Source organism: Mycolicibacterium vinylchloridicum (assembly GCF_013404075.1).
GTDB classification, from domain to species: domain Bacteria; phylum Actinomycetota; class Actinomycetes; order Mycobacteriales; family Mycobacteriaceae; genus Mycobacterium; species Mycobacterium vinylchloridicum.
The window spans coordinates 1-13,410 of the sequence record NZ_JACBJQ010000041.1 but is presented as its reverse complement, the minus strand read 5'-3'; the positions used below and the strand labels follow the sequence as shown (position 1 = coordinate 13,410).

Sequence of the window (13,410 nt, the reverse complement as noted above, 5' to 3'; positions counted from 1 at the left end):
ACGGTCGCGGTGTGATGCGATCGCTGGCGCTGCTGTCGCTGGTTGTCGCCGTGGCCGCGGGGTGCGCCCGAAGTACGGCAGATCCGGCAGGCGGGCCGTCGGGCCCGTTCGACATCGGCGACGGCCGGCAGCTGTACCTGGACTGCCAGGGCAGTGGTTCGCCGACGGTCTTCGTCATTCCCGGTAAGGGCAGCTACGCGCAGGCGTGGAACTACGTGGTGCCGCCCGATGATCCGATCCGGTCCTCGCCCTACGACATCATCAGCGAGGCACGGTTGCTGCCCAGTCCCAGTGCAGTGCAGCCAACCGTCGCGAAGACAACGCAGGTGTGTGCCTACGACCGGCCGAACACCCGGCCCGACGGTGACGACCAGTCCACTCCCATCCCGCAACCGCACACCGCGCAACAGGATGTCGACGACGTGGTCGCGCTGATCAATGCCGCGCACCTGCCGGGACCGTTCGTGTTTGTCGCGCACTCATACGGCGGTCTCGTTCTCGACCTGCTGGCGCGGACGCATCCGGACCTGGTGGCAGGCATCGTGATGGTTGACGGGGTATCGGAGTTTCTGCCGGACCTCGGCACACCGATGCAGAACGCCGCATGGGAACGCGACAGCGCACAGCCGCCGGAGCCCGGGGGAGAGGGCGTACTCGTCGCGGACGCGATCGCCGCGATCAAGGGTGCGCCACCGCTGCCGCGGGTCCCCGCGATCGTGCTGAGCGCCGACAAGTTCGCCCCGCCCGAAGCGCTGACACCGCAGAACTACACGCTGGCCCAGATCCACGACGCCAACGATCGACTGGCCGCGGCGCTGGACACGACGAACATCATCGCGACCGGCAGCGGCCACAACATGATGCTGTATCAGCCGACCTTCGTCGCTGACAACATCATTGGTGTCGTCGACGAAGTCCGGCGGACCGGCTAGAGCAGACCCAGCAGCTGCAGATCGGTCACGTACTTGACGATGACCTCCGGCGAGACATGCGGAATGTCTTTGTCGGGACCGATTTTCGCGTCCTGAACCGCGCTGCGGAACCGATCGGTGGGCGCGATCGACCCCCGGACCGGCTGTTCCGGATGTTGATAGTTGTGCAGCAGCGGCAGCAGTGAATACTGACGCTGGCGGTCGGGAAGTGCCCGCATCGAGGTTTCGAACCGCTGCAGCCACGAGGCGTACTCGCCGATCCGCCGGACCGGGTAGCCGGCCTCGATGAGCCAGTCGACGAACTCGTCGAGCCCGACGCCGTCGTCGTACGGGTTCATCACGTGATAGGTCTCGAAATCCTTGCCGGAATCCCGAGCGACGTTGGCCCCCAGCGTGGAAATCGCCTCGGCGATGAACTCCACTGGGAGGCCGTCGTAGTGGGCACGCGGGCGGTTGCCGTCGGCGTCGAGTCGGTAGAACGACGCAGGGGCGATACCGGTGGCCACCAGGCTCAGCATCATCCGGGTGAACATATCGGGCAGGTTGAGCTGCCCGGCGTAGGTGGTGTCGGCCAGGATCATGTCGCAGCGGAACACCGAGACCGGCAGGCCGCACAGGTCATTGGCCTCGCGCAGCAGCACTTCACCGGCCCACTTGCTGTTGCTGTAGCCGTTGGCGTACGAGTCGTCGACCGCCCGGGTCGGGCTGATCGCGCGGATATCCCCGTCCTCGGTGAACGTGCCAGGGGCCAGCCCCGCACCGACACCGATCGTCGACACGTACACGAACGGTTTGATCTTGCTGGTCAGTGCGATACGGATCAGTTCGGCGGTGCCAACAGCGTTGGGCCCGAACAGTTCCCGATACGGCAGCACGTGGTTGACCAGCGCGGCGGGGTCGACGATCAGGTCGACGGTGTCGGCCAGTCGCTGCCACGTCTGGGCGTCCAGCCCGAGGTTTTCCTCACCTTTGTCGCCGGCGATGACCTCGAGATGTTCGGCGGCCAGTTCGCGATAATGCTTCAGCAGCTTGGGATCTCCGCTGTCGAAGGTGGCGTCCAGCCGAACCCTCGCCTCATCATTGCTGCGGGCGCGAACCAGGCAGATCACCGTTCCGCCGACGAGGCTCATCCGCTCCAGCCATTCCAGCGCGAGGTAGCGGCCGAGGAATCCGGTTGCGCCGGTGAGCAGTACGGTGCGGATCTCCCCGCTCGGGCCGGGGAGCCGCGGTGCGGCGGCCAATGTCGCGGCATCGATGAACCGGTCCAACGTCAGGTCGCCGGCGTGTGCCTCGGTGGCGCCGGCACCGTGGACGGAAGCGAACGTCGGCCGCTTGCCGCCCTCATTGCGCTGCGCATCGATGTAGTCGGCGATGGCCTGCAGGTCGTTGGCCGGGCTGACGATGACGCCCACCGGTACCTCGATCTCGAAGATCTCGTTGAGCAGATTGGCGAATGTCAAGGCCGACAGCGAGTCTCCGCCAAGATCGGTGAAGTGGGCGTCGGGCTGCAGGTCCGCGGCAGCGGCACCGAGCAGCGCGCCTGCGGCGCGGGTGATGGTCGCCAGCACCGGGGCCTTGGCGCCGCTGTGCCTCAGCGCGCGCAGCTCGTCGGCCTGGCCGTCGGCCAGATCGGTGTAGAGCTGTTCCAGCGCGGGACCGTAGCGTTCCTTCAGCCGGGGCCACGCCAGCTTGCGGATGCCGGTCAGCAGGCCGTTCTCGACCGTGAAAGGCGTTGTCTCGATGAGGAAATCGCGGGGTATCTCATAGGACTGCAATCCGGTGGTTCGGGCCACCTCCTGCAGCGATTCGCCGATCAGGGTCTTGAGTTCCGCCGCGTCGTGGGCGGCGGCCGCATCTGCGGTGGGCACCACCACGGCCAGCAGGTAGGGCCGGGCGCTGTTGCCGTACAGGTAGATCTGGTGCACCAGTGGGCTGCCCAAGAACGCGGCCTCCAGCTTCGACACCGTGACGAACTCGCCCTGCGAGAGCTTGAGGACGTTGTTGCGCCGGTCGACATACTGCAGCCGGTCAGGGGCGGGCTCGGCGACGATGTCACCGGTCCGGTAGAACCCGTCCTCGTCGAACATGGCCGCGGTCACTTCCGGACGTTTGTAGTAGCCGGGGAACAGCTGCGTCGTCTTGACCAGCAGTTCGCCGCGCGGATGGGGTAGGTCGGTGCCGAAGTAGCCCAGTTCGGGAACGTCGACGAGCTTGTAGTCGGTGACCGGTGGACGGCGCACGACGCCGTCGACGAACACCGCACCCGCTTCGGTGGACCCGTATCCCTCGATGAGGTGCATGTCCAGGAATGTCTCGACCCACGACCTGAGTTCCGGCGCGATCGGCGCCGAGCCGGTCATGACGGAGACGAACCGGCCACCCAGCAGGCTGTCACGCTTCTCGGTCAGCACCTGCGCTTCGTCGCCCCGCCGGTCGACTTCGCTCTGGACCTCCTGGTGGATCATGTCCCACACCCGCGGCACCAGGTTCAGCTGGGTCGGGCGGGTTAGTGCCAGGTCGTCCAGGAAGGTCGAGAGGTCAGGTCGGGCAGCGAAATACACTGTGCCGCCGCTGCTCAGCGTGCCGTAGAGGGCGCCGCGGCCCATTACGTGGCTCATCGGCATGAAGCTCAAGACGATCGTGGGGTAGGCGCCCTGCTTGTCGTCCCAGTGCGCGGCGGCAGCCAACCACATGTCGGCGACCTTGGCGGCCGGGTACATCGCACCCTTAGGTGCGCCGGTACTGCCGGAGGTGTAGATCAGCAGGGCCAGCGGGTCGGCGTCGGTCGTGGCGGCCGGATCAAGGGAACGGTTTGCACCGTAAGCGATCTCGTCGGACAGTGTGGCGACGGTGACGGCGGTGCCGGCCAGCCGCTCCGTGCTGGCGGCGAGTGCTTCGCGCTGATCATCGACCTCCGGCCGGAAGTCGAAGACCACCAGACGTTTTGGTGTGGGTCCGGCAAGCGCGAGCTCCACGGCCCCGTCGAGGTTGTCGATGCTCGACGCGATCAGCACCGGTTCGGTTTCGTCGATGATCGGTTGCAATTGGGTCACCAAGGCGCTGGTTTGCAGCGGCACGGAGACCGCGCCGAGTTGGATCAGCGCGAGGTCGATGATGGTGTAGTCGACGCTGGTGAAGCCGAGGATCGCCACCCGATCGCCAGGCCTGACGCCGTTGTCGGACCACGCGGCCGCAACGGCCCGCACCCGGTTCCAGACGTCGCGGTAGGTGATGGTTTCGAAACTGGGCTCCAGCTCGGCGGTACTGCGATGCGTCCGGGGATCCTCGATGAACCGCACTACGCGCTGACCCAGCGCAGGGCGATCGGCATAACCGTCGAAGACGGTCTTGACCACCTCGGCCAGGCCCAGGCCGGGTCGGCTCGCGGCCGCGGTGACGCCCGGGTCGGGGGTGGCCGCGGCGAACTGGGCATCGGTGGCGTAGAGATCGGCGACGCGCTGCTCAAACCGGGCTTCACGAGTATCAATCGACATGGCAAGACTCCATTGAAAGCGAGAAAAAGAATGGCGGGCGCGACGCTGCGCCCATCAGAAATACGTTAGCAAGGCTAACGGTATTCCCCGCCGGAGCTCGAAATCGGCTGTGAACTTCCTCTCGATCGCCTTGGCGCGGCCCCGTTAGAGTCTCGCGCGACACGGGTACCCGAGCCCCATCACGGGGACATCCCCTGGTTCAAGGAGGCGTCATGAAAGACGTGGACACACGTATCGATCCTGCTTCTGGCCGGATGGCCATCGCCCGCAGCCGCGGTGCGGCCAGCGGTCTCCTGCTGATAGTGCTGGGCGCGTGGGGCGCGCTCATCCCGTTCGTCGGCCCGTACTTCAACTTCGCCTACGATCCAAGTGTCGCGTGGACGTGGACAAGTGCTCGTGGCTGGCTGGAGGTACTTCCCGGCGCGGTGACCGTGCTCGGCGGGCTGTTGCTGGTGCTGTCACGCAACCGGGCTACCGCGATCTTCGGTGGCTGGCTCGCTGTCGTTGCCGGCGCCTGGTTCGTGGTAGGCAGGGCGTTCGCCAGCCCACTGCAACTCGGCGACTTCGGCTCACCGGCGTCGAACACCATGACCGGCCAGCTCGCGATCGAGTTGGGATTCTTCAGCGGACTCGGTGCCCTGATCATCTTCTTCGGGGCGATGGCCCTGGGCCGGGTCTCGGTACGCAGCCTGCGTGACGTTCGCTACGCCCAGCGACCTACCGTTGCCGAATCCGTTGCCGCGCAGCCGGTTGCGGTTGCGACCGACGGGCCGGTGGGCACCGAGTCGTCGCGCCACCGCGCACCGGATGAGTACGACGACCAGCAACGCCATCGGAGCTGGCGGGACATGTTCGGCGGATCGCGACGTACGCCCGTCACGCACTGACTCCGAACTCGGTGGCCGGACTCGGGGGAGGGTCCGGTCACCGTCCGCGTGCGAGGCGGTATTGCTGCATCACCATGTCCAGGATCTCAGGACCGAGCATGGCACCCGCATACTCCACCCAGCACCAGCTGCGCGCGGGTTCTCTACCGTCGGAACTACCTGTGAGGCAACCGAAATAGTGTACGTAGCTGCCGGCGGTGTCGAAGGTGAACGTGTAGGAGTCGGCACCGATCGTGACGTCCAGCGTGGTGAGCTTTCCCTCGCCATTGAATGTGGGTGTCGCGACGATGTCGTCGTGTGCGGTCGTGATGCCGCCCTTGGTTTGGTATCCGGGACCAAAGGCCAAGCCGTCGCGGCCCTGCCAGAATGAGCCACCGCCCCATTCGCCGTCGGGGTATTCGTGTAGCCAGGACACCCACATGCCCTGAAGCTGCCGGGCGATCGGCAGTTCCGGGTACACCATGCCCGGCGGGCCGTAGGCGTAGTCCTGATGCAGGTAGCCCGATACCTCGACGCCGTCGACCACTCCGGTGGCGGAAAGCAATTCGTGGCGGTAGTAGGCCTGGTCGATGATCCCGTCCTGCTCGGGAACTCTGACGGTGAAGATATCGGTGACGCCTGTGCCATGGATCTCCCACCGACCGCTGGCATCGTGCCAGTGAAATCCCTTTGCGTCACGCTCGATACGGCCACTCGGGTAGCTCAACACCACGCTGTCGGGGCTCTCGGTGTATTGCATGGGTTCGAACCAGTCGATCGCCGAGTACTCGGCGAACAGGTGCGGTTGGTCGGGGTCGAACGAGTGCGTCAGCTTCTTGAAGCCGGTGATCGGCGACACGACGTGGGTCATTCCGATCAGGAAGTCGTCGGCGCCGCGCAGTCCCCAATAGGTCTGTCCGGCAGCGTCGTTGACGACGGCGCTGACCCACATCCCGGCCAGGCCGACACCGGGGCCGGGTGTCCAGGTTCGCCGGTAGTGTTCTAGTGTCGACGGCTGTGTCGCCACCGTGAAGTCGACGCGATCAGGCATTGACATCTCCTTGGCCGAAGTCGATGACCCCGCGGATATTGCTTCCCGCACGCAGATGCGTGATGGCGTCGTTGATGTCCTCGAGGCGATAGCGACGGGTGACGAGTTCGTCGAGCTTGAGGGCGCCCGCCTCGTACATGGACAGCAGCATCGGCATGCTGGCGCGCGCGTTCATCTCGCCGTAGAGGGCGCCCTTGAGGGTCTTACACGAGTTGACGAGGTCGGACAGGATCAGCGGGACCGTCATCTGTGAGAGCGGAGTCATCGCCGTGACCACGCAGGTGCCGCCCTTGCGGGTCAGCATCAAAGCCAATGGGATCAAATCGGTTTGGAGCACGCCGACGGTCAGGATGACCGCATCGGCCATGACACCCCACGTGAGGTCCTTCACCAGCGTCAGCGCCTCGCCGGCGTCGCTGACGGTGTGGGTGGCTCCGAACGATGGGGCGACATCACGTTTGAAGCCGACCGGGTCGACGGCGACGACGTGTTTCGCACCGGCGGCACGCGCTCCCTGCACGGCGTTCATGCCGACCCCGCCGGTGCCGATCACCACGATCGTGTCACCGGGCTTGGTGCCCGCGCAGGTGCTACCCGAGCCGAATCCGGTTGTCACACCGCAGGACACGAGCGAGGCCGCATCCAGTGGTATCCAGTCGTGCACTTTGATGAAGGAGCGCTCGGATGCGACGACGTACTCGGAGAAGGTGCCGACCTGCATCAAGGCCATCAGGTCCTGGTCACCCAGATGACGACGGGGAGTGTCGTCGGTGATCATGTTCTTGCTGAACACCTGTCCTCCGACGTCGCACAGATAGGTGGCGCCGGTGGCGCACCAGCGGCAGCTCCCGCACGACGGGATGAACGACACGGCGACGTGGTCGCCCGGCTTCAACGTCGTCACCCCAGGCCCGACTTCTTCGACGATTCCCGCGCCCTCATGACCGCCGAGCAGCGGAAACCATTCGGGCATCGGCATTCCGGCGGCTTCGATAAGGGCAACCAGGTTGTCGTCGGGAACGCTGTCGCCGGTGGCGAAGTGATCATCGGAGTGGCAGATGCCGGCAACGCTCATCTTGACCAGGACCTCGCCGGCGCGGGGCGGATCGAGCTCGATGGTTTCGATCTGCCAGTCCTGGCCCACGCCGTGAAGCACTGCCGCTTGGGATTTCATCGATGGGCACTCCCTCGGAAGGATCGGGACGGCGACTTCGCACATTTAATCCTCTAGAGGTATCTTTGTAAAGATCCGCGTTGACCGAAGGGACCTCACATGCCAGCGGGCAAGCCGAAGCAGGTTGCCGACGAACTGCGCGGCCTGATCATTTCCGGTGACCTCGACGAAGGGGACCTGCTGGGCACCGAAGCCGAGTTGATCGAACGGTTCGATGTGTCCCGGCCGTCGCTGCGAGAGTCGTTGCGGATTCTGGAGGCGGAGGGCCTCATCTCGGTGGTGCGCGGCGCCCAGGGTGGTGTCGTCGTGCACCGGCCCGATCAGCGCATGACCGCCCGCGCCGCGGCCCTGGTGCTGCAATCCCGCAGTGTCTCGCTGGCCGACGTGTTCGAGGCCAGCGCGGTGATCGAGCCCGCCGCAACGCGGATGGTCGCCGCATCACGCGGACACCAGCGCGCTGCCGAGCAGCTGCACGAGCTCGTTCTCGAGATGAAGCGCGTGGTCGACGATCCGGTTGCGTGCACCACCGTCATGGTGCGCTTTCACAGCGATATCGTTGCGCTGGCCGGCAATCAGACGCTGATCCTGATCTGCGAGATGATCAACGAAGTCATCGTCCGCGCGGTCGCCGACGCGCTCACCCGAAGTCGGGACGAACCCATCGCCTCGCGCCGCCGCACGATCCGCTCGTTCGAGCAACTCGTCGACCTGATCGCCGCGGGCGATGCCGAAGGCGCACAAGAACATTGCGCCGCTCACATGGCACGCCTGCGCCAGACGCTATTGGGCGACTTCGCGAGTTCGGTCGTCGACCGCGCGCATCATCAGTAACGCCTCGCCGAGGTCGACGTTTTGCGACGTTTTACTCGTATTTCCCCTGCGAATTGTCGGATTGGGCGAAAAGTGGTGAAGCTCAGCCCGTGTAGGCCATCACGTGCTTGATGCGGGTGTAGTCCTCAAGTGAGTACATCGACAGATCCTTGCCATGACCCGAGGACTTGTACCCGCCGTGGGGCATCTCGGCGACCAGAGGGATGTGGGTGTTGATCCACACACAGCCGAAGTCCAGCGCGTTGGACACCCGGATCGCCCGCGAGACGTCCTTGGTCCACACCGATGACGCCAGACCGTACTCGGTGCCGTTGGCCCAGCGGATGGCCTCGTCCTCGTCGGCGAACGACTGCACGGTGATCACCGGCCCGAAGATCTCCTCTTGCACTTGCCGGTCGCCTTGGCGTAGCCCGCCGATCACCGTCGGTTCGACGTAGAATCCTTTGTCGCCCTGTCGGTTTCCACCGGCGGCAACGGTCGCGTGCGACGGCACATCGGCCAGGAAGCCGAGCACCCGATCGAGTTGGTTGGGATTGTTGACCGGTGGCACCCAGGCGTCCTCGTCGTCGGCGGCCCGGCCGAACGTGGTGGCCGCGCCTCTGGCCTGTTCGGCCAGCGCTGTGGTCAGCTCCTCGGCGACGCCGGCATGGGCCAGCACCCGGGTGGCAGCGGTGCAGTCCTGGCCGGCGTTGAAGTAGCCGGCGGTCGCGATTCCCTCTGCGGCGGTGGCGATGTCGGCGTCGTCGAAGACGATCACCGGCGCCTTGCCGCCCAACTCGAGGTGGGTGCGCTTGAGGTGGCCGCCTGCGCTGACCGCGACTGCGCGGCCGGCGGCGACGGACCCGGTGATCGACACCATCTGCGGGGTCGGATGCGCGACGACGGCCGCGCCGGTCACCCGGTCACCGCACACGACGTTGAGCACGCCGGGCCCGAAGTGCTTGGCGGCGATCTCGGCCAGCATCACGGTGGTCACCGGGGTGGTGTCACTGGGCTTGAGTACGACGGTGTTTCCCGCGGCGATGGCCGGACAGAACTTCCAGATCGCCATCATCATCGGGTAGTTCCACGGGGCGACCTGGCCGATCACCCCGACCGGTTCGCGGCGGATCCACGAAGTGTGGTCGGCCATGTATTCGCCGGCCGACTTGCCCTCCAAAATCCTTGCCGCACCTGCGAAGAACCGGATCTGGTCGAGCATCGGAGGAATCTCTTCAGCCGCCGTGACGTGGTTGGGCTTGCCCGTGTTGCGGCCTTCGGCGGCCACCAGTTCCGCGGCGGCCTTCTCGACATCGTCGGCGAAATCCAGCAGCGCCTTCTGCCGATGCGACGGGGTGGTGCGCTTCCAGTCGGCGAATGCCGCACTGGCGGCTGCGTAGGCGTTGTCGATGTCCTGTTCGTTGGATATCGGTGCGGTGCCGTACTTTTCGCCGGTCGACGGGTCGACGATCGGCATCGTGCCGCCACTGACCGAGTCGACGAGCTCGCCGTCGATGAAGTTCTTGACGGTGGTCATCGCAGTTCGGCCAGGATGTCGGCCAACACCCCGAGGCCCTCGGCAAGCAGCTCGTCGCTGATCGTCAGCGGCGGCAGGAATCGCAGCACGTTGCCGAAGGTGCCGCAGGTCAACACCAGCACCCCCTGGGCGTGCGCCTTGGCGGCCAGGTTCTTGGTGAGTTCCGGATCCGGTTCTCCGGTACCGGATTTCACCAGCTCGACGGCGATCATCGCGCCACGGCCGCGGACATCGCCGATGCGGTCGTCGTCGGCCTGGATCCGGCCGAGCTTGTCCTTCATCAGCGCCTCGATCTGTTTGGCGCGGGCCACCAGTCCGTCGAGCTCGATGGTTTCGATGGTGGCGAGCGCGGCCGCACAGGCCACCGGGTTGCCGCCGTAGGTCCCACCCAGACCACTGACATGCGGGGCGTCCATAACCTCGGCGCGCCCGGTCACCGCCGCCAGCGGCAGGCCGTCGGCGATGCCCTTGGCGGTCACGATCAGGTCGGGCTCGATGCCCTCGTCGTCACAGGCGAACATCGCGCCGGTGCGGGCGAAGCCGGTCTGCACCTCGTCGGCGATGAACACGACGTTGTTGTCCGAACACCAGGCGCGCAACGCGGGCAGGAAACCGGGTGCGGGAACGATGAACCCGCCCTCGCCCTGAATCGGCTCGATGATGACGGCGGCCAGGTTGGCCGCGCCGATCTGCTTGTCGATGACGGTCAGCGCCCGCTCGGCGGCCAACTCACCGTCGGTGGCCCATTCCTTGTCGATCAGGCCGTCGCGGTAGGGGTAGGACAGCGGCGCGCGGTAGACCTCCGGCGCGAACGGGCCGAAGCCGCTCTTGTAGGGCATCGACTTGGCGGTCAGGGCCATCGTCAGGTTGGTGCGCCCGTGGTAGGCGTGGTCGAAGGCCACCACCGCGGTCTTGCGGGTGTAGGCGCGGGCGATCTTGATCGCGTTCTCCACCGCCTCGGCTCCGGAGTTGAACAGCGCCGAGCGCTTCTCATACGAGCCGGGGGTGAGCCGGTTGAGGTGCTCGGCGACGGCGATGTACTCCTCATAGGGCGTCACCATGAAGCAGGTGTGGGTGAAGTCGGCGACCTGTGCGCGGACCGCCTCGACCACCCGCGGCGAGGAGTTGCCGATCGTCGTCACCGCGATCCCGGAACCGAGATCGATCAGCCTGTTGCCGTCGACGTCCTCGATGATCCCGCCGCCGGCGCGCGCGGCATAGATCGGCATCGTCACGCCGACCCCGTGCGACACCGCGGCGACGCGGCGTTTCGCCAGCTCAAGGGACCCGGGGCCGGGGATGTCGGTGACGAGTTTGCGGCTCTGCTCGACGGTGGTCACTTCTGATCTCCTAGACGAAGGCGGCTGGCACAAGCGGGCTATCCGAGCCTAGTAGGGCGGCGCCGCTGCGCAACTGAAAACCCGGTCAGAGACCGCAATGGATAGTGGATTACGTCGTCAGAAGAGACAAAATCGACGTAATCGGTTGGTGTCTAACCGGCGTCGGGGCCGAACGGCGCACCGTCGAGGCGGTCGACAGTGGTGAACGATTCCACGGGCTGACGGGTCAGCCGGCGGGGCTGGCGAACGGGGTGACCCAATGCGATCACCGATGCCAGCACCAGGGATCCCTGCGCACCCAGCAACTGCTTCACCTCCTCCTCGGCCCGGATGAGCATGGTCGTCAGTACGCCGCCGAGCCCTTCGGCCCGCGCCGCCAACAGGATGCTCCAGGCGAACGGATAGATGGACGCACCGCCGGCCAGCGAGTAGCGGTCCAGGTCACGATCGACGGCGGCCAGCTGAGACAGGTCGGCGAACAGGGCCAGCAGCACGGGGACCTTGTGGAGCTGCGCGGCCATCCCGCCGATAGGGGCGTCGTTCCCCGCGGCCAGCGCGGCCGCCTCAGCCTCGCGGTCGTTGACCGGCGACCACGGCCGCAATCCGGCGGCCGTCAGCATCAGATAGTCGGCCCAGGGCTTCAGATAGAGGTCGCGAAGGTGGGTCCGCACCTCCGGGTCCTTGACCACGACCACCCGCCAGGCCTGCGCATTGGCACCGCTCGGAGCGAAGCGCGCAGTGTCCAGAATCCGGGCCAGGGCGGCGTCGTCGACAGGTTCATCGGTGAAATCGCGCACCGAACCCGTGCTGCGCAGCGTGTCGATCAGATCCATCCGACCATCTTCCATTGACGGTGCCGGTCGGAGCCGAGGCGGGACAATGGCAGACTGGGCAGCTATGAAGCGCGTGACCTGACGGTCGCGGAACGCTGACCCAGCACCCGATACGAAAGAATCGTGCCGCCATGGACCTGCTCGTCTTCCTGCCCCTGATCATCATCATGGGCGCATTCATGTATTTCGCCTCCCGTCGTCAGCGCAAGGCCATGCAGGCCACTATCGACCTGCACGAGTCGCTGACCGTCGGTGACCGGGTGACCACCACGTCCGGTCTGTACGCCACCATCACCGGGATCACCGATGACTCCGTGGACCTGGAGATCGCGCCCGGCGTGGTGACCACCTGGATGAAGCTCGCCATCCGCGAGCGGGTCGAGGACGAGGCGCCCGAGGCCGACGACGTGCCGTCGGCGGCCACCGAGATCACCGACACCGACGCGGATCGCCTCACCAAGGACTGATCGCCAGGCACACCACGTACCCTCTAGCGGGAGCTCAGAGGACCCGCTGGGCGCACACGACACCACGCCCCAGCGGGACGCGCACAAACCTAGGAGAGACAACAACGTGGCATCGTCTTCGGCGCCGGTGCATCCCTACCGATGGCTGGCGCTGTTCCTGGTCCTGCTCATCGGGGTTTACGCGCTCGTTTTCCTCACCGGCGACAAACAGGCCAAGGCCAAGCTGGGTATCGACCTGCAGGGCGGTACCCGGGTCACGCTCACCGCGCGCACCCCGGACGGATCCAAGCCGACCGCTGACGCGCTCAACCAGGCGCAGCAGATCATCAATGACCGGGTGAACGGTCTCGGCGTGGCCGGCTCGGAGGTCGTGATCGACGGTGACAACCTCGTCATCACCGTGCCCGGTAACGACGGCAACGAGGCTCGCAACCTCGGGCAGACCGCCCGGTTGTTCATCCGCCCGGTGATCGGCCAGCCGATCCCGATCGAAGCCATCAAACAGCAGATGCAGGCGGCGGGCGTGCCCGGCGCCGGTGGGCCCGGTGGGCCAACTCCCGCACCGGCACCACCGCCGGCGCCCGGGCCCGATGGGGCAGCGGCCCCGGCACCGGCACCAGCGCCCGCCAACCCGGCGGCGCCCGCACCGCAGCCGCGTCCGTACCCGGCCGAGCCGGCGCCCTCACCGTCGCCGACCCCGGGCGAGCCGGCACCGGCGCCCGCTCCGGCCCCCGGACAGCCGGCACCGCCGACCGCGGCCCCGGCACCCGGCGCGCCCGCACCCCCCCCCCCGTCTCCTATCCACATCTCCTATCCCACTACACAAGAGACATTTTCGTCTTCCATCCTCTGCCTTACTACTTAAAACTCCGCTTCGTCTCCGTACTATCTCTCTTCTACTCCGTT

At 66.3% G+C, this 13,410-nt stretch carries 10 protein-coding genes and 1 pseudogene; 5 read left to right on the top strand and 6 right to left on the bottom strand.

The features are described 5' to 3' along the window. Positions 1-14: 14 nt before the first annotated feature. Positions 15-932: an alpha/beta fold hydrolase gene (locus HPC46_RS25620; RefSeq protein WP_179475039.1), complete on the top strand. Its 918-nt coding sequence runs from the start codon at positions 15-17 to the stop codon at positions 930-932. Here HPC46_RS25620 and car read toward each other — a convergent pair. Further along, on the bottom strand, positions 929-4,426 hold the full coding sequence (gene car, locus HPC46_RS25615) for a carboxylic acid reductase (RefSeq protein WP_179475002.1): 3,498 nt from the start codon (positions 4,424-4,426) through the stop codon (positions 929-931). The genes HPC46_RS25620 and car overlap by 4 nt on opposite strands. Before the next feature lie 212 nt (positions 4,427-4,638). On the opposite strand from car, the gene HPC46_RS25610 reads away from it, so the two are divergent. Beyond that, the gene (locus tag HPC46_RS25610) at positions 4,639-5,313 is read left to right on the top strand and encodes a hypothetical protein (protein WP_179475001.1); all 675 of its coding nucleotides are present in this window, start codon (positions 4,639-4,641) and stop codon (positions 5,311-5,313) included. Positions 5,314-5,350: 37 nt separating this feature from the next. Here the strand turns inward: HPC46_RS25610 and HPC46_RS25605 are convergent, their stop codons facing one another. After that, positions 5,351-6,343, bottom strand: a complete 993-nt coding sequence (locus tag HPC46_RS25605; RefSeq protein WP_179475000.1) for a hypothetical protein — start codon at positions 6,341-6,343, stop codon at positions 5,351-5,353. Then, positions 6,336-7,517 carry an NDMA-dependent alcohol dehydrogenase gene (locus tag HPC46_RS25600; RefSeq protein WP_179474999.1) on the bottom strand — a complete coding sequence of 394 codons (1,182 nt, stop codon included), beginning with the start codon at positions 7,515-7,517 and terminating at the stop codon, positions 6,336-6,338. The genes HPC46_RS25605 and HPC46_RS25600 overlap by 8 nt, the downstream gene beginning before the upstream one ends. Before the next feature lie 99 nt (positions 7,518-7,616). On the opposite strand from HPC46_RS25600, the gene HPC46_RS25595 reads away from it, so the two are divergent. After that, complete coding sequence (locus tag HPC46_RS25595; protein ID WP_179474998.1) at positions 7,617-8,348, top strand: FadR/GntR family transcriptional regulator; 732 nt, start codon at positions 7,617-7,619, stop codon at positions 8,346-8,348. A gap of 82 nt (positions 8,349-8,430) precedes the next feature. Here the strand turns inward: HPC46_RS25595 and HPC46_RS25590 are convergent, their stop codons facing one another. From HPC46_RS25590 to HPC46_RS25580, 3 genes are all read right to left on the bottom strand, one after another. After that, positions 8,431-9,864 (bottom strand): gamma-aminobutyraldehyde dehydrogenase, encoded by a 1,434-nt coding sequence (locus tag HPC46_RS25590; protein ID WP_179474997.1) that lies wholly within the window; start codon positions 9,862-9,864, stop codon positions 8,431-8,433. Continuing rightward, on the bottom strand, positions 9,861-11,204 hold the full coding sequence (gene gabT / locus HPC46_RS25585) for a 4-aminobutyrate--2-oxoglutarate transaminase (protein WP_179474996.1): 1,344 nt from the start codon (positions 11,202-11,204) through the stop codon (positions 9,861-9,863). Before gabT ends, HPC46_RS25590 begins: the two co-directional genes overlap by 4 nt. A gap of 152 nt (positions 11,205-11,356) precedes the next feature. Continuing rightward, a complete protein-coding gene (locus HPC46_RS25580; RefSeq protein ID WP_179474995.1) occupies positions 11,357-12,037 on the bottom strand; it encodes a nitroreductase family protein in 681 nt (226 codons plus the stop codon). A gap of 131 nt (positions 12,038-12,168) precedes the next feature. Between HPC46_RS25580 and yajC the strand changes: the two genes are divergently transcribed. Both yajC and HPC46_RS25570 read left to right on the top strand, forming a co-directional pair. Then, positions 12,169-12,504 (top strand): preprotein translocase subunit YajC, encoded by a 336-nt coding sequence (yajC, locus tag HPC46_RS25575; protein WP_005146041.1) that lies wholly within the window; start codon positions 12,169-12,171, stop codon positions 12,502-12,504. 106 nt (positions 12,505-12,610) lie between these two features. Further along, positions 12,611-13,303, top strand: a pseudogene (locus tag HPC46_RS25570) (protein translocase subunit SecD); the annotation flags it as partial. Positions 13,304-13,410: the final 107 nt, after the last annotated feature.